16 protein-coding genes and 1 riboswitch are annotated in these 20,432 nt (G+C 27.3%); of the genes, 7 read left to right on the top strand and 9 right to left on the bottom strand.

Annotated elements, in window-relative coordinates; translation table 11 throughout:
- Window positions 1-590 precede the first annotated feature (590 nt).
- Window positions 591-769, bottom strand: a riboswitch (cobalamin riboswitch).
- Window positions 770-927: 158 nt separating this feature from the next.
- The 3 genes from ACYUCG_RS02450 to ACYUCG_RS02440 all read left to right on the top strand — a co-directional run bounded on the left by ACYUCG_RS02450 (window position 928) and on the right by ACYUCG_RS02440 (window position 2,448).
- Window positions 928-1,206 carry a hypothetical protein gene (locus ACYUCG_RS02450; protein WP_283683795.1) on the top strand — a complete coding sequence of 93 codons (279 nt, stop codon included), beginning with the start codon at window positions 928-930 and terminating at the stop codon, window positions 1,204-1,206.
- Between the two features lie 102 nt (window positions 1,207-1,308).
- A complete protein-coding gene (locus ACYUCG_RS02445) occupies window positions 1,309-1,659 on the top strand; it encodes a hypothetical protein (RefSeq protein ID WP_283679660.1) in 351 nt (116 codons plus the stop codon).
- A 237-nt stretch (window positions 1,660-1,896) separates the two neighbouring features.
- Complete coding sequence (locus ACYUCG_RS02440) at window positions 1,897-2,448, top strand: hypothetical protein (protein ID WP_347178447.1); 552 nt, start codon at window positions 1,897-1,899, stop codon at window positions 2,446-2,448.
- A gap of 199 nt (window positions 2,449-2,647) precedes the next feature.
- On the opposite strand, the gene ACYUCG_RS02435 is transcribed toward ACYUCG_RS02440, so the two are convergent.
- The 6 genes from ACYUCG_RS02435 to ACYUCG_RS02410 form a co-directional block, all read right to left on the bottom strand.
- On the bottom strand, window positions 2,648-3,796 hold the full coding sequence (locus ACYUCG_RS02435) for a hypothetical protein (RefSeq protein WP_283704262.1): 1,149 nt from the start codon (window positions 3,794-3,796) through the stop codon (window positions 2,648-2,650).
- Between the two features lie 34 nt (window positions 3,797-3,830).
- On the bottom strand, window positions 3,831-5,102 hold the full coding sequence (locus ACYUCG_RS02430; RefSeq protein WP_283704261.1) for a hypothetical protein: 1,272 nt from the start codon (window positions 5,100-5,102) through the stop codon (window positions 3,831-3,833).
- A 4-nt stretch (window positions 5,103-5,106) separates the two neighbouring features.
- Complete coding sequence (locus ACYUCG_RS02425) at window positions 5,107-5,979, bottom strand: ATP-binding cassette domain-containing protein (RefSeq protein WP_415341606.1); 873 nt, start codon at window positions 5,977-5,979, stop codon at window positions 5,107-5,109.
- A complete protein-coding gene (locus tag ACYUCG_RS02420; protein ID WP_283704259.1) occupies window positions 5,973-6,755 on the bottom strand; it encodes a transmembrane 268 family protein in 783 nt (260 codons plus the stop codon). The genes ACYUCG_RS02425 and ACYUCG_RS02420 overlap by 7 nt, the downstream gene beginning before the upstream one ends.
- The gene (locus ACYUCG_RS02415; protein WP_164790552.1) at window positions 6,730-7,332 is read right to left on the bottom strand and encodes an RNA polymerase sigma factor; all 603 of its coding nucleotides are present in this window, start codon (window positions 7,330-7,332) and stop codon (window positions 6,730-6,732) included. Before ACYUCG_RS02415 ends, ACYUCG_RS02420 begins: the two co-directional genes overlap by 26 nt.
- Before the next feature lie 221 nt (window positions 7,333-7,553).
- A complete protein-coding gene (locus ACYUCG_RS02410; protein WP_283704258.1) occupies window positions 7,554-7,886 on the bottom strand; it encodes a hypothetical protein in 333 nt (110 codons plus the stop codon).
- Window positions 7,887-8,191: 305 nt separating this feature from the next.
- Between ACYUCG_RS02410 and ACYUCG_RS02405 the strand changes: the two genes are divergently transcribed.
- From ACYUCG_RS02405 to ACYUCG_RS02395, 3 genes are all read left to right on the top strand, one after another.
- Entirely contained in the window at window positions 8,192-8,491 is a 300-nt protein-coding gene (locus tag ACYUCG_RS02405) for a TIGR04104 family putative zinc finger protein (protein WP_060796255.1), read from the top strand.
- Between the two features lie 131 nt (window positions 8,492-8,622).
- Window positions 8,623-9,222, top strand: coding sequence for a YdcF family protein (locus ACYUCG_RS02400; protein WP_460268014.1), 600 nt, complete (start codon window positions 8,623-8,625; stop codon window positions 9,220-9,222).
- 56 nt (window positions 9,223-9,278) lie between these two features.
- A complete protein-coding gene (locus ACYUCG_RS02395; RefSeq protein WP_208338538.1) occupies window positions 9,279-9,458 on the top strand; it encodes a DUF6440 family protein in 180 nt (59 codons plus the stop codon).
- Window positions 9,459-9,656: 198 nt separating this feature from the next.
- Here the strand turns inward: ACYUCG_RS02395 and pulA are convergent, their stop codons facing one another.
- Window positions 9,657-17,573: a type I pullulanase gene (pulA, locus tag ACYUCG_RS02390; RefSeq protein WP_460268013.1), complete on the bottom strand. Its 7,917-nt coding sequence runs from the start codon at window positions 17,571-17,573 to the stop codon at window positions 9,657-9,659.
- Window positions 17,574-18,544: 971 nt separating this feature from the next.
- Between pulA and ACYUCG_RS02385 the strand changes: the two genes are divergently transcribed.
- Window positions 18,545-19,108, top strand: coding sequence for a hypothetical protein (locus tag ACYUCG_RS02385; protein WP_283704255.1), 564 nt, complete (start codon window positions 18,545-18,547; stop codon window positions 19,106-19,108).
- Between the two features lie 125 nt (window positions 19,109-19,233).
- Here the strand turns inward: ACYUCG_RS02385 and ACYUCG_RS02380 are convergent, their stop codons facing one another.
- The gene (locus tag ACYUCG_RS02380) at window positions 19,234-19,713 is read right to left on the bottom strand and encodes a GNAT family N-acetyltransferase (RefSeq protein ID WP_283704254.1); all 480 of its coding nucleotides are present in this window, start codon (window positions 19,711-19,713) and stop codon (window positions 19,234-19,236) included.
- A 142-nt stretch (window positions 19,714-19,855) separates the two neighbouring features.
- Window positions 19,856-20,299 (bottom strand): NUDIX hydrolase, encoded by a 444-nt coding sequence (locus ACYUCG_RS02375; RefSeq protein ID WP_283704253.1) that lies wholly within the window; start codon window positions 20,297-20,299, stop codon window positions 19,856-19,858.
- Window positions 20,300-20,432: the final 133 nt, after the last annotated feature.

Here is a 20,432-nt window from a genome sequence, read left to right as displayed (position 1 = left end):
AAAGGAATTATAAATTACCTTTTAAATACTTTAAAGACAAAATAAAAAAGAGTTATATGATTTAAATTAAAAGTCTTTTTAAGTACAAGTTACTTTAACTTTTAATCTCTATATCATATAACTCTTAAACATTTTTAAGTTGTTTACTTTAGAGTATCCTACTCTATTTACTAACCTCTTTGTTAGTGAGGCTTTTTTTATATTAGCCTTTAAAACAACTTAATTAACTTTTGATTCCTCTTTGAACCTTGGTACTTCATAAAGTACCTTACTCACCATTGAGATTTTTACCTGTTTTGGATTTGCTTTCTGCTGTTATTTTTGAATAATCCTAGCTTAAATTACCCAAAAATAAAAGATAGATACTCAGTTTGAATACCTATCTAGGAAAATCTCTACAAGTTAATTGATGAATCTCTATATTTTAATCATACTAATTCAAGCCACCTCATTGTAGCTTACCATTATTAACTTAAACCTAAATTTAAACAAACTAACTCATGAATAGTCAGAAGTTTATTAATATGGCTCTATGCCTCTTCAGTATGATAAAATTTCAATCACTTGCCTCTTTCCCCAGAAAGATAAACTGTTTTGCTTTGAATTAGGCAGGTCTCCTGGCTCATAACTATATCTTCTTAACACCTTCCCATGATTAATCACAGTGGCATATCGTTAAGTCGAAGTCATTTACAGTTGCTGGGGGCAGCTTTAGTTTTACACTAAATTCCCTATTAAGCATCACTGCGCCTATTTCAAAAGTAGATTTTAAATATCTACTCAATTACATTATATAAATAAATCCTTTAATTATCAACTCTTTTTCTTAACAGTAAAATTTATTAAACAAAAATTTACTAATTATAAATTATAATACAAATTTTTCATGTTATATTATTATTAAAACAGATAATATTGGAGGATTTTATGAAAGAAAGAATTAACTTTAAAATTCTTAACCAAGCTGCTTGGATAAGTTTACTTTTAACATTTATAACTCCATATGAGTTAGATTCTTCTGGCTTTAAAACTTGGGGGTATCCAGTAAAATATTTCACGACATATGAATTTCCACAAGATAGTACCATACTCCTATCCTCTACTTCAACTAGCATATTAGGATTAATATCAAACATCCTAATTATATATATTGTCATTAACATATTTATTCTTTTAAAAAAACGCTTTATAAAAGATAAAAGCTAACCTCCTATAAAAATATTTTTCTCAAAATCTTTATAAACAAATCTATTCTTTGTATTAAAAAATTTATAAAATAATATATTTTTATTAAAGGAGGAAATAATTATGTTAGAAATTAGTCCTTTAGAGGATGTTATGTCTTATTTTCATCTAATATTTTTTACTTATATTGTTCTCTTTATTGTTATAACCTTAAACTTTATTAAAGCAATTTATATAAATAAGAAATTAAATCTTAATAATTCTAGTAGAAAAACCCTTCAAATATTTGATTTAAGTATGAATACTTTTTGTGTTTTAGCAATGCTTTCTGGCCATGTATTTCAAGGAGTACTAGCAGATAATAATGCTTTAGGATGGACTACTTGGAATAACAGACTTTTATTAATATCTATTATGAGCCTTATTATTTTTATATTAAATCTAATTGTAGTTTTTAAAAATAATAAAAAGTAAAATCAGCCTGAAACTTTTTTCTTATTAAAATGTTCTTTAATCTATATTTAGAAATAAACATTAATTTAAACATAGTATAATTTATTTGTGCTAACAAACACAGACTATAAAAAATAAAAAGCTATAGTATAGTTTGATTAATAAAAAAATCTACTATACTATAGCTTTTTATTTCCAATATTTGTAATTTATTAGAATTTAAGTTATAATTAATATGTAAACTTAAAAGCATTGGAGGTGCTTATTATTCTGTATTTATCTTTCTTTCTAATAATTGCAATAAGTATTTTCTTAGGTAGAGGAAAAAGCTTAGTAAAACAAAAATTATTTTTAACTTTATCCTCTTTTTTAATATTAATTGGAATAATTACTTCATTTCTAATAAAAAGTATATTTTTAACTAACTTAAGAATCCATAATGAACTTTATGATTATGTAAATCTTGAGTTTATAAATTGGGCCCTTAATAAATTTAATTCTTACTTTAAATGGTCATATTTATATGTCTTTATAGTCTTAGGAATTCTCTTATATAATCTATATACAGATCATAATATAAGGAATAGAGAAAACTTAAAACACTTTAACTATATTTGTGTAACATCTATGGGAGTTATACTAACTGGAGCAATAATCTATTCCTTTAGCTCTATAAATAAAGTTTTTGATATACCATTATATTTAGGGGTAACAGCTTTTTCTCAAATATTTATACTTTATATTCCACTAGTTGCAATGAGACTTTATATAGGAAATCCAGAGGTTGAAAATACAGTATTTGAAGTATAAAAACATTATATTTTTCGTGCATCTAATAAGAATATATTATTTATATATTTAAGCTTAACAATTATCTAATTCTTTATTTATTAAGCATATTGATAAGTATTTATAAAATTTATATTTTTAAAACATAAAAGTCTGTAACAATATATTCTTGCTACAGACTTTTTTGCTTTAATACTTCCTTATCTCTTTAATATTTATACTAATTTAAAACATCCCTATTCTTTTCATTTTTTAATAAGTTAATTATTAAAAGTATTGAAATTATAATAAATACTACATAAGCAATTATTGGAATATATTTAGGAGAATTTATTGTGGTCATATGATTTAGTCCTATATTATCTAAAAACATTATTAAAGCTCCTAAAATAGGCACCTGTATCCCTATTAATGCTACATAGTTTTTAACTTTACTACTTACAAATAATGATACGCTAGTTACCACAAAAGTTATTATATATATAACTAGAATAGTTAACATTATATATTGTCCAAAAGTTAAATCAAACCAAGAAACCATATAATTAAATTTAGAATTTATGCTACAATTCCAAAATTGCAATGTATCATTAGGAATATACATTAAAAATAGAATTATTAACTCCAAAGTACTTATACCAAAGGCAGTTATTATGGCTGAAATAACTTTTTTACTTCCTATCTTTCTTCCAGTTTTTGATGAATACTGAAGAAGATTTACTTTATTTTTTTCATCCCTTAAAAATATTGGTGATATTATAAAAGCTAAGGTCACCACAACAAGTATTGAAAAATTAGTTATTAAGGAATCATAATTCGAAAAAGTAACGTAACTTAAAATAGATTTTGGTTGCTCACCTTTTTCAAGTTCTTCTAACCTTTTGTACCTATTGGTTTCACTACTATATAATTCATAGTGTCTATTTAAATAATCTTCATATGACGCTATTAAAGACTCTCTAGAGTCCATTTCCCAAAACAGATCTACCTTATACTTAAAATATATTTTTGAATTAAGCTCCTCAACCTTTTCATCAGTTTTTCCATTATTTAACCTTCCACTTAACTCTCTATATGATTTTATTCCAAGTTCTTGTGCATCTTTATCTCCCTTTAAATATTCATCTGCTTCTTTTTCTCTTAAAGCTGATTTTTCCTTAAAATCTTCAAACTCCTTTTCATCCATTGTTATTCCATAGTCTTTAAGCATTTCTACGCTTAAATTAAAATCTGGTGTTTCTGAACCATTTGGAAAAACTTCTATCCAAAAACTTATAAATATTTTCCATATTATGAAAACTATTAATCCAAGAATCAATAGACTCTTTAAATTGAAAAGTTTCTTTATTTCATTAATTATTATTCTCATGTTTTACCTCTTCACTTAAATTAATATTTTCCCCTTATAATATATCTACCTTCTTAAATCTTTTTATTAAAATTAAAGAAATTATAGTTACAATAATTCCATTGCTTATTAATGTTCCTTCTATATAATATTTTGAAGTTAACAGTGCTCCAGCCTCTGCAAACCATTTTTGTGGATTTAAGGTTAAAATAAATATGTTAAAATATGACCATATAACTAATTTTGAACTCATACTAAATACTCCTGGCAGCATATATAATCCTCCAAAAAGTATAAAGAAGGCAAAAAAAGCTTTATAACTACTCTTTAGGAAAAGACATAAGGATAAACTTATTCCCCCTAAAATAAGTGATATTATTAAAACAACTCCTATGGAAAGAAGTAAGTTTTGTAAAACTGTAAGGTTATACCAAGATATATGAGGACCTAACTCCCAATTTAAAGCACTACTAATTGGAACATTCCAAATCTTACTATAATCAAACACACTAAAATATACAATTAGAGTAATTCCTAAGATTATTATTGCAGCTAGTATCGAATAAATAAGTCCAACTATAGCCTTATCCTTAATAAGATTACGCCCTCTTTTTGTAGTAGAAACTAATCCTAGAGTTTTATTTTCTCTTTCATAATTTACTAAAAAACATACTCCTAATACTATAAGTATCATAATTTCAATTAAGCAGGCTCCAATTACTTTTTTATATAATAAATTTTGAGTTCTATAATTTACTCCAAAGAAGAATAAATTTTTATGTTCTCCATTACTTTTTAACTCTTTAAGTCTTACCCCTAAATCTTCATAATTTTTTCTAACTAAATTAGCAGCTTCTCCTTTAACTCCATAATCGTCTATTGTGTCTCCAGCCATTTTCTCAGAATCTAAACTCTCTATTCTGTGTATAAACTCTGGAATTACATTTTTATATAAATTAATTGTACTTAACTGATTTATTAAATCCATATCCTCCTTTGAAAATACTTTTTCCCCATAAATCCACTTATCTAAATCCTTATCAGCTAAAAATCCATCCATAGATTCAAAGGTTTTGTAAAGTTTTCTTTCTGTAAGCTCATTTAAATCCTTCATCTTCTCATCATACATATTTTCTAACTTTTTAAACATGTCCTCGTCTACTTTATATCCAACCTGACTTATCAGCTTATTAGTTTCATCTAATCCCCCTTTTATGTAGGAATTATCATTAATTAAAATAAAATTGTATATTAAGAAAATACCTGTAAGAACTATTAACACTGGATTTCTAAAAAGTTTTTCCCATTCACCCTTTTTAATACTCATAAAATTATCCTTCCAACTCCTCATCTCTATATTGATAAAGGAATACATCCTCTATATTAGGATTAACCCTAACCCATTTTTCATCATTATTCCCCTGGCTTATGAACCTAGCTTTCATTATTCCACCATCTTGCTTTTCTGATAATAAAATATATTTCTTTCTAAACTCTTTACTCTCCTCAAAGGTCATTGAGGTTTCATAAACCATACCCTCTAAAGTGCTACATATATTTTCTATGGAATCCTTATATAAAATCTTATGATCCTTAATCATAATTACCTCATTAGAAATAAACTCAATATCTGAAACTATATGAGTTGAGATTATTACTATTCTATCTCTTGATAAATCACTTAGTAAATTTCTAAATCTAACTCTTTCCTTAGGATCTAACCCTGCTGTTGGCTCATCTAAAATTAGTATCTTAGGATCATTTAACAAAGCTTGAGCTATTCCAACCCTTTGAATCATTCCTCCTGAAAAACCCTTCATCTTTTTATTCTCAACATTTTCTAAGGAAACAACTTTTAATACCTCTTTTACTTTTTCTACTGCATCTTCCTTTTTTATTCCCTTTAAAGCTGCTAAATATAGCAAAAACTTTCTTGGTGTATAATTTCTATAATATCCAAAGTCCTGAGGTAAATAACCTATAATATCCCTATACTCTCCATCTAATGAAACTATATCTGTACCCTTATAAAGTATTTCTCCACTGGTTGGAAAAATTAATGTGGTTAATAGTTTAATTAAAGTTGTCTTTCCTGCCCCATTAGGAGCTAAAAGTGCATATATCCCATTATTAAACTCTAAATTGATATCCCTAAGGGCACAAAAACTCCCATATTTCTTACTTACATTATTAACAACTAACATAAAATTTCTCTCCTTTTTTTATACCTATAATCTATTAATTCCTTCAAATTCTTCACATATAGAAATATACATACAATTGAAATTACTATGTGAACATATATTGGAACTTCCATTAAAAAATCTAAATAATACTCCTCATTTCCTAAACTTAAAAGTAAGTTTCCTAAAATCCACCCTACTATAATAAATGCCTTTGAAAATACACTTTTAAACCTCATTAGTGCATATATAAAGACTGTTGAAAATAGAAATAAACCTGTAACTGACAATATTATTAGCCTTAAGACATTTAAATCTTTATTTGATATACTCATAAAAACTATAAGAACTGTGTTTATTAAAATGCTTCCAAGGCTAAATATAAACATTCTTAAAGCTGAAAGTTGATACAAATTATATTTGCAAGTCATTTCTAACTGAAAAACACCCTTTGTTTTTGAATTATAAAATGAGAATAAAATCACACTAAGATAAAGTATTGGTGAAGATATAAATATAAATTTATATAAACTTTCTACCTCTCTATTATTTAAACTAGTCATTGAAAAAAATAATACAAGCATTCCAGATAGCAATATAATTACTAGTTCAGTTTTATCATGAAATATATTATTAAAGCCTAATTCTTTAAAAGCATTTCTTAAGTAAGCGAAAAATGTTAATTTAGGTTTAACTCCTTCATTAAGTATTTCATCTAACTCCCCTAAATTTAATTCTGGAACTTCTATTTCTAAATCTATATTCTCAATATTAAACTCCTCTTTTTCTCTGTTCATTCTTCTTCACCTCCAATATCTTCTTTATCTTTTTAATACTTGAATAATATTTAGTTTTAACTGTAGACTCTGACATATCAATTAGAGAAGCAATCTCTAAAAATGTCATTCCTCCAAATATCTTCAGTCTTAAAATTTGCTGAATGCTTGTATTTAAAGTATTAATAATCTCTAATATCTCCTTAGCATCCTCCTTAAGCTGAAATGATTCTTCCAAATCATTTTCATAGCCTACTAATCCTTCCTCAAATTCATCTACAACAGTAACATATTTATAGTATGTAGACCTGTAATTATCGATTATCTTGTTACTGGCTATTTTATAAAGCCATGTCCTAAAGGAAGCTTTTTCATCATCAAATCCCCCTAAGGATTTAAGCATAGAAATAAATATTTCTTGAGTTAAATCCTTAGATAACTCCTCATTAGATGTTTGCTTAAAAACATAAGCAAATATCTCCTTATAATAAAACTTAACAATTTCACCAGCTGCTTTTTTATCATTATTCTTTTTTACAAGGGTTATTAATTTCTTCTCATTAATTCGTCTCACCCCACCATCTTCCGTAAAATTAATCCTAAACTTTAATAACCAAAAATTATATATAATTTTCTCTTGAATATCTTTACACTTATTTATTCGTAATAGACAAGGGAATAGTTTTACTTTTTTAGAAAAATTTTATAAAAAATTTCTCTAAATCATATATTAACTTTTTTCTCTAAATAAAAATAGAGATAACCCTTGAGTTATCTCTACTTATTTAAGAAATTTTTATCCCTTAACTATAAATATAGTCAACTAATTAAAAAAACATCATAAATATTCCAAGTAAAACTGAAATTGTTACAAATATATAGGGAATATTTGTTTCCCCTAATTTTTTTAACTTTAATAATAATTGCAATTATTGATATAGATCCAAATAACCAAGCTATAATTTGTTGTCCTATATAATTTGTTGGTAAACTAGTTGCATTAAGGCAAGCTATAAGCATTGACCATATAACTAAAAAATAAAATACTACATTTTTTAGTTTTCTGTTTTTTAAGAAAAAAAGCAAAGAAATTCCTAATATACCTACTACCAATATAAATACAGATAATACCAATAAAAATACAAGCGCCATATTTTTTCCCTCCTTTAATAAGGTTTTTCTATACTTTTATACTATACTGAAGTTGTTAAAACAATTATGAAGTTCATTTATAATCTATTCAAATATTAACCTATACTTTTAATTAATACCATAAATATTCACTTAAATTTCCTTAAATTTTATCAATTAATTAAAAAACAGTGTATAATGTATTTATAATATATGGTATATCTTACATAAATATCATATACAACTAAAGTTAAAGACATTAAAGTAATCTATAATCTTAAATTAAGATACTTTAATTAATATAAACTACTTAAGGAGATGTTCTTATGAAAGTTTGTCCTAATTGTAAAGAAAACTTTCCATATATGGATTTAATGGTTGCATTATGGGGATTTGCTGGTTGTGGGTATATCAAATGTAAAAATTGTAATACTCAATACAAGGTTACAAAAAATTCCAAAGCATTCATTGCCTTATTAGCCTTATTCCCTTATTTTATAGAAGGCTATCTATTTTCTTTTGATATTTTTTATTACATTATTTATCTAATTATTATTGTTCCCTTATCTCCATTTATGATTAAACTAAAAGAAAATAATGATAATGAGAAGTATATAAAACTTTAATTTATATATTGCAATAATAAGCTAATTTTTAAAATAATAAAATAATTATACTTTATAAATTAAACATATAATTTTTATATTAAATTACATAAGTTTTAAAATTAAGGCTATAAATTTAGAGAGGTTATGAAATGAGAATACTAGATGATATAACTAAATTTATTTTTGTTTGTGATGAACCAAAGCCTTGTGACTTAATCTTTATACCAGGTTCATCTAAATACGAAATAAGTGAAAAGGCTAGTTTATTATATAAACAAGGATTAGCAAAATATGTACTTCCTTCAGGCAAGTTTTCTTGTAAACTAGAAAAATTCCCAAATGAAAAAATAATAAATAAAAAGTATGCTGGTAAATATGAATCTGATTGGGAATTCTGTAAGGAAGTTTTATTTAGAAATGATGTTCCATTAGAATCCATTTTAGTTGAAAATAAATCAACTAATACCTCTGAAAACGCCTTTTTCTCAAGGAAAGTTACAGATGATTTAAATATAGAAGTTAAAAGTGCTATATTATGTTGCCAAGCCTTTCATGCCAGAAGGGCTTTAATTACTTACTCTTTAGCGTATCCTGATACACAATTTTATGTTGTTCCAGTAGAAACTCAAGGAATTTCTAAGAATAACTGGCATAAATCTGATTACGGCATAAATAGAGTTCTTGGTGAGCTAAGAAAATGTGGCTCTTATTTTGAAGAATATATAAAAGATTTAAATAAAAATGTATAAAATTAACGCCTTACTTTTAAGCTTATTAAATTTAATATATTAAAAGGAGTTTTTATATGTTTTCTAAAAAAGAAAAAAGATTTGAAAATAAGTTTATAGAAAACTTAGATTTTGGAACAATAATTGTCTTAGTGGATAAAAAAACTGGAGTAAATTATCTTTTAGCTCAAGGTCCAGATGGCTGCGGTTTAACCCCTTTACTAGATTCTAAAGGAAATGTAGTTGTGGAAAAATAATGAGATTAATTCTTTAAACAATACTATATGAAAACCACTTTAAATTAATATTCACTTAAAATATAGAGTATAAAAAGAGATATCATATATTTTGATATCTCTTTTTTATTGATTTTACTATTTAATTAATGATATTTTTATTAATTTTCCTTTAAAGTGAAGAAATTAAGATTAATTTATAATGATTAGTTATCCTATCTATTTTCTTCTAATTACTTTTTTGTAAAAAATCATTGCTACACCTATTCCAATAGCTATAACTCCAACTATTACAATAACTATTCTTCCTCCCACTGAGCCAGTATTAGGTAAGAAACCTGAGTGTTTAACCTTAACTTTACATGTAGCTTTAAAGCCACCATCCTTAGTTGTTACTGTTATTTCAGCTTCTCCTGATGATTTAGCCTCTATATTTCCATTCTCATCAACTGATACAACCTTTGGATTACTTGTTGTCCAAGTAACATCCTTATTTGTTGCATCTTTTGGACTTATTTCAGCCTTTAAAACGTATTTTTCACCTTTTTTAAGGTTTAAATCTTTCTTATTTAATTTGACACCAGTTACCTTAATTTCTTCTGGTGAAGTGGCTTCTTTTTCATTTACCTTAACATTAATTTCCTTAGTTTTTGACGCCCCTTCACTATCTGTTACTTCGTAAATTACTTTATAATCTCCAGCCTTTTCTGTGTCCACATTATTTTCTATAACCTTAATATCCTTTGTTATATCTCCATCTTCTTTATCCTCTGCTGTTATACCCTCCATTGGATCAAATTTATCCCCAACTGTTAATGTAACATCTTTAGCATTTATTTCTGGAGCATTATTTATAACTGAAGGTGATAGACTATCACTTTTAAGAGCTAATATAGCAGTTCCTCCATCTTCCCTTGAAGGGGCTTTTACAGTTACCTTTCCATCTTTGCCTATTGAATATTCATTTCCACTATATAAGTCTTTAACCTTATCTCCTTCTTTGAAATTTGTTTTAAAACTTATATCTTTACATTCATTTTTAGTGTTTAATACAACAAATAGGTTTTGTCCATTTGTAATATTTTTCTCTTCATTATTTTCACTTAAATTCATAGGAGTAATTTCTTTTCCATTATAGCTTCTTAATACTACTGAATATCCTTCTTCATTGTTTCCTGCAATAGTTTTTCTATTTCCCTTTGAAAATACCTTAGAGTATTCTTTTCTTATATTAAGAAGTTTTTCATAATGATCATGAACCTTTTTATACTTAGGATCATTTAATCTTTCAAAATCCATATCATATCTATTTTGATCTCCTTGTTCAAAGCCATTCCATCCTGACATTCCAAGTTCTTCTCCATAGTATATAACAGGGATACCCTTATCTGTTATTTGAAGAGAAGCAGCAAGCATTTGTTTGCCTAAGTCATCTCCTACAGTCTTTAAGAATCCATCTTCATCATGACTACTTAAGAATTGTCCAATTAAATTGGTATTGCTTATTTTACTTGCCCTATCATCTAAATAAGCTGAAGCTCCCTCAATATTTCCATTTACAAATTCTCTTGCTTTTCCTTTATAACCAAAGTCTAATAAAGCATCCATTTGTCCATTTTGAAGTTGTCCTCCATCGTTATTTATATCAGCTCCAAAATATTCACCAATAGTTTTAAAGCTTGGGTTTATTTCTGTTAATTTATTTTTAAATGCCTTCCAAGTTGTATTATCAACATGCTTAACCGTATCAACTCTAAAATAATCAATAGTATTTCCTTTTTCAGTCTTTGATCTTTCAATCCATCCTGTTTGCCACTCTATTAATTTTTCTCTTACTTCTGGATCCTCTGTTTTAAAATCTGGAAGTCCTGCTGACTCTTGAGTTATAAAATCATTTCCTGGATTCTCTCTAAACATACCTTTAAACTTAGCTCTATCTCCCTCTGTTGGATAGTTATTAACTCCACTGTTAGCATCCGAATTATTCATTCCATATCCAGCATGATTTAAAACAACATCAACCATTATTTTTATTCCACTATCATGTGCTGTATCTATTAATGTTTTTAAGTCATCCATAGTTCCTAAATGTGGATCTAATTTTTCAAAATCCTTAGCCCAGTAACCATGATATGAGTATTGAGTTTTTCCTTGAGAGAACATTTGATTAAAATCAGTATTCTCAACAATAGGAGTTATCCATATTGTGTTTATTCCAAGTTCTTTTAAATATGGAATCTTATCTGTTAATCCTTTTAAATCTCCTCCATGATAAGTATATGGATTCTTCTTATCATAGTTGTTTCCATGAGGATCATCATTATTCTTATCTCCATTAAAGAATCTATCTGTTACTGTAAAGTAAATTCTAGACTCATCAAAGCCAAAATCTAAAGGTCCAACTCCAACCTTTGATTTAACAGTTAAAATTCCTTTTGCTTTATGATTTTCACCATTTTTATCAACTATTGTAACTGGTATTTCTTTTTCTCCAGCTACTACATTATCATTTATTCCAATGCTTTGGCTTAATGAATTATCCTTTAATAAATTCAAATCCATTAACACCTTATTAGGGCCACCTACATTTGTAAGGTCCATATAAACTTCTTTTATATTTTCTTTTTTAGCATCACTTCCACTTAATTTAAGATTTACAAGGGCATTTTCATCATAGTTAACCTGATTATTTTTGAAAGTAACCTCTCCATTTATTTTTAATGGAGAATATTCTATTGTTTGTTTTTCAGTTTCAACTGTTTTACCATCCTTAGTAACTAAAAAACTATATTCATAAGTTCCTGGTTTTATATCTTTTAATGAATATGCAAAGAACTCATTTTGTGAATTATAATCCATGTCATAAGTCTTTGTATCCTTAAATAATACCCCTGGTGAAGTAACCTTAACTTGAACCTTGTCTATGGAAGATTGATTACTCTCTTCATATAAAGCTTCATCTCTATATTTAAAGTTAATATTTCCTTCTTGTATTTCAGCATTTTTTATAGCTGGAACTTGGAAGAACTCTCCCACTCCACTCTTAACAGTTACCTTTGTTACATTCATTGATGGATCTATTTTTATATATCTGTCTGATTCATATGGATCTTTTTCATCCCATCCAGTACCCTTTCTTAAAACAAATCCAACCTGAGTTACATCTGGTGCTATTTCAAACTTAGATACTGCTTTTCCATCTTTTATTTGAGTAAAGTTTTGTTGACCATCATTTACCCCTGTTTGCCAAGTCCAAATATTCCATCCATCATAGTTTTTATCATCTCTAACATAAGTGAATTCTATATATTTTTTAGTATATTTTTTAACTTCTATTTCCTTAGTAGCCTTAGCCTTTCCACTCTTAGCTGTTATTTTAACCTTTCCTTCACTAATTCCTTGAACCACTCCTAGAGTTGATACTTTAGCTATGCTTTCATCTGAAGAGGACCACTCTATGTTTGCCCCTGAGATTATTTGTCCAAATTGATCCTTAACAATTCCATTAAGTTGAATATCCTTCCCTGTATAAACTTGATTTGGACCATCTAATTCTAAAGAGCTTGGAATAAGATGAACAACCTCTACTTCTACGTCCTTAGTTAAACTTCCAGAGCTTAAAGTTATAATTGACTTTCCTTCTTTTAAAGCAGTTACTTTTCCATTATTTGAATCAACCTTTATTACTGAGTCATCTGAAATATTCCATTTTATTTCTGCATTAGGAATTATTCTTCCATTTTGGTCTTTAACTACTGCCTTTAAGAAACTTGAAGCTCCTATATCTAGTTTTAAGCTTGAAGGAGTAACATCTATGGATGTTGGAGTTTGTGCTTCTCCTTCTACGCTTTCATCATAAAGAACCTTAGCTGATAAAGGTGCAACCTTTACTGAATTTACTCCCTTAAGAGATTCTAAGACACTTGTTCCGGCCTTGTGTTCATTTACTACCACATTCCAATCGCCTTCATGTGGAAGAGAAATTTCCTTCTCAGCATTATTTCCATTGTAAACTACCACTATATTATTCCATGAATCTCCATTAGCAAAATTTTTAAGTTGGAATACAACTATATTATCATTAGCTTTAGTTACTATTAAATTACTTTCAATAGCAGCCTTTATATCCATTCTAAAGGCTGGATGTGATTTTCTTAAAGATATTAATCCTTGATAATAATCAAATACTCCACTAAACTTTTCTTTATTTTGCCAGTTTATTTGATTTATAGCATCTGGACTCTTATAGCTATTGTGATCTCCATATTTACTTCTTAAGAATTCATCTCCAGCTTGGAAGAATGGAATTCCTTGTGAAGTCATTGTAATAGCAGTTGTTAATATACTTCTTCTTACATATTCATTATCTAAAGGATTAGTTTCTGTTATTACACTATATGGTTTAGCTTTCTTTTCAACAGCCTCTTGAACTGAAGAATAATTATTATCATCTTCCCCTGTTAAAACTCCATCTCTCATTTCTAAGAAACCTGCAGCTTTTTCCTTGCCTGCTGCCTTTATAATCTTATCCCAAAGATTTAAATTATCATGAGCAGTTACATAGTTTATTGTTTCACTTGGACTATCAGTAAAATCATCAACTGATCCTTTAACCCCAGCTACTATAGCTCCTTCTTTACCACTAGCTCCAGTGGCAAATCCTTGTCCTGCTCCATCACTATCACCTTTTATAGCGTTTCTAAAATTATCATTAAATACGGCAAATCCCTTACCTTTTTGGCTCCCCTTTAAAGTTTGTTGTTCTTGTGGAAGTACACTTCCTCCAGCTTGCCATGGTTCACCATATATTATTAAACTTGGATCAATTTCATTTCTTAACTCAGTTGTTAGTTCACTCATAGTTTTTGTATCTATTAATCCCATTAAATCGAATCTAAATCCATCAACATCATATTCTTTAGCTAAATACTTAACAGAATCTTTTATATATTTTCTAACCATAGGTCTTTCTGTTGCAACTTCATTACCACATCCTGATCCATTAGTGTATTTACCTTCATCATTAGTTCTATAAAAATATCCTGGTACAACTGGATCAAAAGGTGAATTTTGCCCTATTCCATAAGTATGATTATAAACTACATCCATAACTACTCTTATTCCATTTTTATGAAGAGCTTGTACCATATCTTTAAATTCTCTTACTCTTGATTTTGGATCTTCAGCATTTGTTGAATATGATCCCTCTAAGGAATTATAATTTTGAGGATCATATCCCCAGTTAAATTGAGGTTTATTGCTTACTTCATTAACTGAAGCATAATCAAAAGATGGTAATAAATGAACTGTTGTTATCCCTAACTCTTTTAAATGATCTATTCCTGTTTTAACATCAGTTCCTGGAACCTTTGTTCCTTCCTCTGCTATACCTTCAAATTTACCTTTATTCTTTATTCCTGAATCTTTAGATATTGAAAAATCTCTAACATGCATTTCGTATAAAATTGAATCTGTAGGATTTAACATAGGAGGTTTCTTTACACTTCCCCATGCTGATGGATTTGTAGATGAAAAATCAATTATAGCCCCTCTTTGGCCATTAGCTGAAACAACCTTTGCATATGGATCTATAGCATAATTTGTTTTTCCATCTGCGAAGCTTACTTTGTACATATAGTACTTACCTTCTAAGTTTTCATCTACTTTTAGGCTCCAAACTCCTTTATCCTCCTTCTTCATAGAAATTTCTCTTCCACCAGTATTATCTGTTACTTTTCCATTTTCATCATAAGTTCCCTCATTATCATATAATACTAAGCTAACATCCTTAGCTGTTGGTGCCCATAATTTAAATGTTGAAGAATCTTTTTTGTAAGTTACCCCTAAGTCATCTCCATTATAGAAATATTCTGGATCATCTAAGATTTTTCTCATAGTAACCTTAGTTGCTCTAAAGTTATTACTGTTAACTTCATAATCATGACTTGGATCAATTTCTGGAGTACTAAAGAATCCTTTCTTTAAAGTTAATTTAACTTTATTATCAGATACTTTAATTGCACTTGTTTTAATTTCCTTATTATCAGTCTTATCAATTAATTTGAAAGAATCTAATTCTGAATCCTCTATATTTCCAGCAGAAGTAACTAAAAGGTCTGTTTTACGATCCATTAAGGCAGATACTAATTTAGGTGAGGTATCTACATCTTTCTTATCATAATAAATATTTTCATCCCCTTGTATTAGCCATACCTCTACATTATTTCCATTCTTAACTTCTATGGTTCTATCATGTCCAACATCTTTATCTTCCCAATTTCCTTTTCTAATAAGGAAGTTTAATTTATCAGATGGGAATTTATAGACCGCTCTTGTAAAGCCTTTTTCAGCTTCATCTTTTTTATTGAAGTCATAACCTTTTCCTTCTCCACCTGTTTGCCATAACCATAAATTCCAATTATCATAATTACCATCAAATCTATAATAATTTATTGTATAGGTATACATTTGAGATAAAATAGTAAGTTCTTTACTAACTGCGTATTTTCCATCAGTAGCTTTAATCTTTATTTTCTTACTGGAATCTACATCCTTAGAAACTTTTAAAGTATTTTCTTCAATAGATACTCCACTTACTGGCTCCTCTAAAGACCAATTAACATTAGTTTCTTTTTTATTACCTTCAGTGTCATAGATATATGCAACTAACTTTGCATTGCTACCTACTTCAACACTTGATTCTCCACCTATTTCTAAGCCTGGCATATTTAATACTGAGTTTCCATTAGCCATAGCCTTATTAGATGGGTCTGTAAATGAATTATCCCAATTATCCTTATTAGGTTTAAACTTATATTCATAAACTCCACCAGTTAAAGGTATTGTTACTTTAAATACACCATCTTCTCCCTTTTTCATTTCAATTTGCTTACTTGTATCCCAAGATACCATAGATCCTATAAGATACAAGCTATCCCCATTAAACTTAGCACTAAAAGTTACTGTTCCATCCTCATTTACTACAGGACTTTTTACTGAATCTGGCTTGTTTTCACTTTCTCCTTGATTTCCACCATTATTATCTTCACCTTTATTTTCATCACCTTTTATTCCTAATGCCTCATTTATTTCTTTGGTGTTATTTATTGAATCATATATTTTATTATTTTTTAAATCTGCTACAAAGATAACATTTCTGTCCTCTGGCATATTTAAAGTAACATTTCCTTGAGATGGTATTCCTCCATTATCCCAAGAATGATTTACAAGGCCTTTATACTCATAAGTTCCTTTTTTCATTATCTTAGAATATAAAACTCTATTTTCATCAAGATTATACATTTCAAAATCTTTGTTATTTACATCCCAATCTCCATTTCCTTCTCTAACTGTTCCTATTAGAGAAACTGTATTAGAAAGACTTGGATTATTTATTGAATCCTTAACATAATTATCTAAATAATTGCTTAGAATAGTTATGTTTTTAGTACCCTTTGGAATTACTACCTTAGCATTTTCTGCTACTTCACCATTATTCCACTCTCCATTATATGCAACTTTGTATTCTAAACTTATATCTTTTCCTTGTGCACTCTCTTTTATAGTGAAAGTCTTTTTATACATCCCTCCACCTATATAATCAAGTTTCTCGGTATCGTTACCAGGATTCCAATCAGAAGCCCCATCAATTATATCCTTTATATTACCTGCTAAAATAGCCTTAGTTTTAAATTGATCAGGATTATTTATTGAATCATATACCTTTTTATTTTTATAATCCAACCTAAATATTACCTCTGAATCTTTTGATAAATTCAAAGCTATGTTTTGACCATTATTACCATAGCTCTCATCCCAAGTTCCATTCATGGCAATTTTATAATTATAATTTCCTGCCTTTAACTTTAAAGTGCCTTCATATAAACCATTTTTATACTTTTTCAACACTCCTTTCATATTTGTGGGATCCCAGTCGGAACCGTTTCCATTAACTTGTAAAAAATCTCCCACAACTACAGCAAAAGCTTCACTCTCATTCTTAACTAAAGTCTTTTCATTTGCTTTAGCATTATTATTTTTTACTTCAGCCATTACTGGCATATGAGGTAAAAAACTAAATAAGAATGTTAATAAAACTAGCATAGAAATAGACTTAATTTTTTTACTACTATTCACTTGATAAACCCCTTTCTTATTTAAATTTTAATAATATATTTTAATATTAACATTTCTATAATAACGTTTTCAATATTTTTAGAAATTTTGTAACATCATACAAAAGCAACTAAATTAAGTTTATATTTTAAATATACTTTTATTGATTGTTTTTCAAAATATACATATTTGCTTTTCCATTTTATATATTTTAAATAAATATATATTATTAAATATTGCTTTTATTCAACAAACTTATTCCCATATAAAAGAAAAAATGGTATATTATTTTAGAAATCAAAACTATTTTATAAAATTATATATATTGATTGAAAAATTTAAATCTTAAAAGCATATTTAGTGAACACACTAAAATCTATGGTAAATATAAAAAGTCGATAAATCCCTTTAAAATATAAAGACTTTATTGGTTATTTTAATATAAAACTATTAACAAATTACAAAGTATCATAATTTAAACTTTAAAAATAAAAATTACAAATAAATTAATAAGGGGGAGAATACAATTAAGATAATAAGAAGATTAATAATTTTAGTTTGTTTAATTATTCTTTGTTTTATAGGCTTTACCTGCTTACCTAAAAGCAAATATTATTTTAAAGATATAAGATCACTTGTTAATGAAGGCAAAGCTGAAGTAATAGAAGTAAATCAAAAGATAAAAATAGATGATGATTACTTAATAATAAAAAGAATTATTAATACTGAAGATGAGTCATATATTAGATATAAACAAGTCAGAACTACTCTAGGCTGGTCTTTCTCAGAAAGTATCTTTAGAATATTTGATAATAATGGAGAAGAATATATAAAAACAGCTATAAGCTCTTCTACAAGTTTTTGGGTAAAAGAAGGATTAATACTACTTGATAAAAAGATCAAGGAAGACGTAAAATATTTAATTATTAAAATTGACTGGTATGATAGACAAAATAAAATAAAAATTCCACTTAACAAAGAAGGTGAAGCTAATGAAAATTTATAAAAAATATAGTGCTATTATAGAATGGTTTTTGGCAATAATACTTATCCTCATTTGTTCTAAAATAATTTTCCCTGGAAGCTTCACTCCTCTAAAAGCACATGAGCAATCAGAAAAGTCAGTTTATTATGGCCCTTCAAATATAATCAAAACTATAGACTTAGGTAAAGAAAAAATATATCTATGTAAATATAAGGATTGGTTTTCAATAGATGTTATTAGAAAAGGGCTAATTAAGTGGCATCCAGTTAATTATCCAGCTGGATATCCAATAGACTACTCTAAGCAAGTAACTTTTAATACTTATACTTCAAAGCCTACAAAAAACTCTGAACCTATAGCTAAAATATACGGTTATGTAAATGACCCTCAAATAAAAAATATTGTATTAGAGGATAATAATAAAAAAATCATTTCAAATTATGAGTTGGATAAAAATAAAATGTTTATTCTTACTTCACATACAAATAATGAAAAAAATAAAGCTAACTATATAAAAGGCTTAGATACTAATGGAAATATTATATACGAAGAAGAGCTTAAATACTTTTAACCTAAATAAAACAGGTTGCTAATATTTAGCATCCTGTTTTATTTTTATCCATTAAAGATTATTAACTATTTAATATCCTAATTAAAATTCATCTTAATTATTTATTGTAATAAAGTAATATTTTTCTATAAATCCAATTCCATTCTTATATTTCTTTTTTGCATTCCCAAAGATTCATAAAATTTAATAGCCTCTTTATTAAATCCCCAGACAACTAATTGTAATGTATTTACTTCTTCTTTCTTCACAAAACTCACAATATACTCGAATAAAAATTTACCTATTCCACTTTTACGATAATTTTCCTTAACGCAAAAAGTATCAATTAAGGCAGTTTTTACTGGAGTAAGTATTGGTATGTTTCTAGTCCCTATTATTTGTATAAGACTAAAAGCTACAACCTCTTTACTTTCTCTTTCCTGAACCAAAAACACCTTGTATCTATCATCACCTAGAATTTCTTTAAATTCCTCCTCTGATAAAGGTTTGTCAGTTTCATTGTACACATCTGGTCTATTTTTAACATGTAAATCATGTACCTCTCTAATAATTTCATTTATCACCTTGTAATCTTCTGTGTCTGCAAATCTTACTTTATATTTCATTTTATCCCCCTGTTTTACCTTTATTTATTTCTGAAATTATCTAGTTTATTATAATTTTAATTTACTTCATATTAAACTTAAAATAAGTATTAATAACCTACTCTTTTAAATAATATTTAATTATTTATCATGTATATTAAAACTATTTATTTTTAAGTATCAAGGCTTGCTTTATTGCCCACGCTTGATGCTCTAAAAGTAACTTTTCATAAGCCTCTTCAAATTCCAACCATACTAATTCATGATCTTCTTCTATTGGTTCTGAAACTTTCCCAACTAATTCAGCTAAATAAAAATTCCCAATACTATGCATATAGTATTTTAAAGTATCAGACCATCTATATAAATCACCACTACATATAAAATCTTTTACCTCTACTGAAATTCCGACTTCCTCTAAACATTCCCTCTTTATACACTCCTCATCAGTTTCTCCACTTTCTACACCACCACCAAGCAGAAAGTATCCTGTACTAGTTTTAGCAACTGCAACTTTATTTTCTTTAGAGAATATAATTGCATACGCACCTATCCTATCAATATAGTTTATTCCTTCTGTTTTATTTCCAAATGATTTTCTTATCATTAAGTATCACCTCTCATAAACCTTAATTTTATCCTTTAAGTTTTTTTCTAAACTACTACAATTCCACTTTAAATATTTTCCATATATGTTTATATAATATAATCATACAAATTAGTTTTATATTTTTCAAATA

The organism is Clostridium sp. CTA-17 (assembly GCF_054767895.1).
This window is presented reverse-complemented; position numbering and strand designations above follow the sequence as displayed.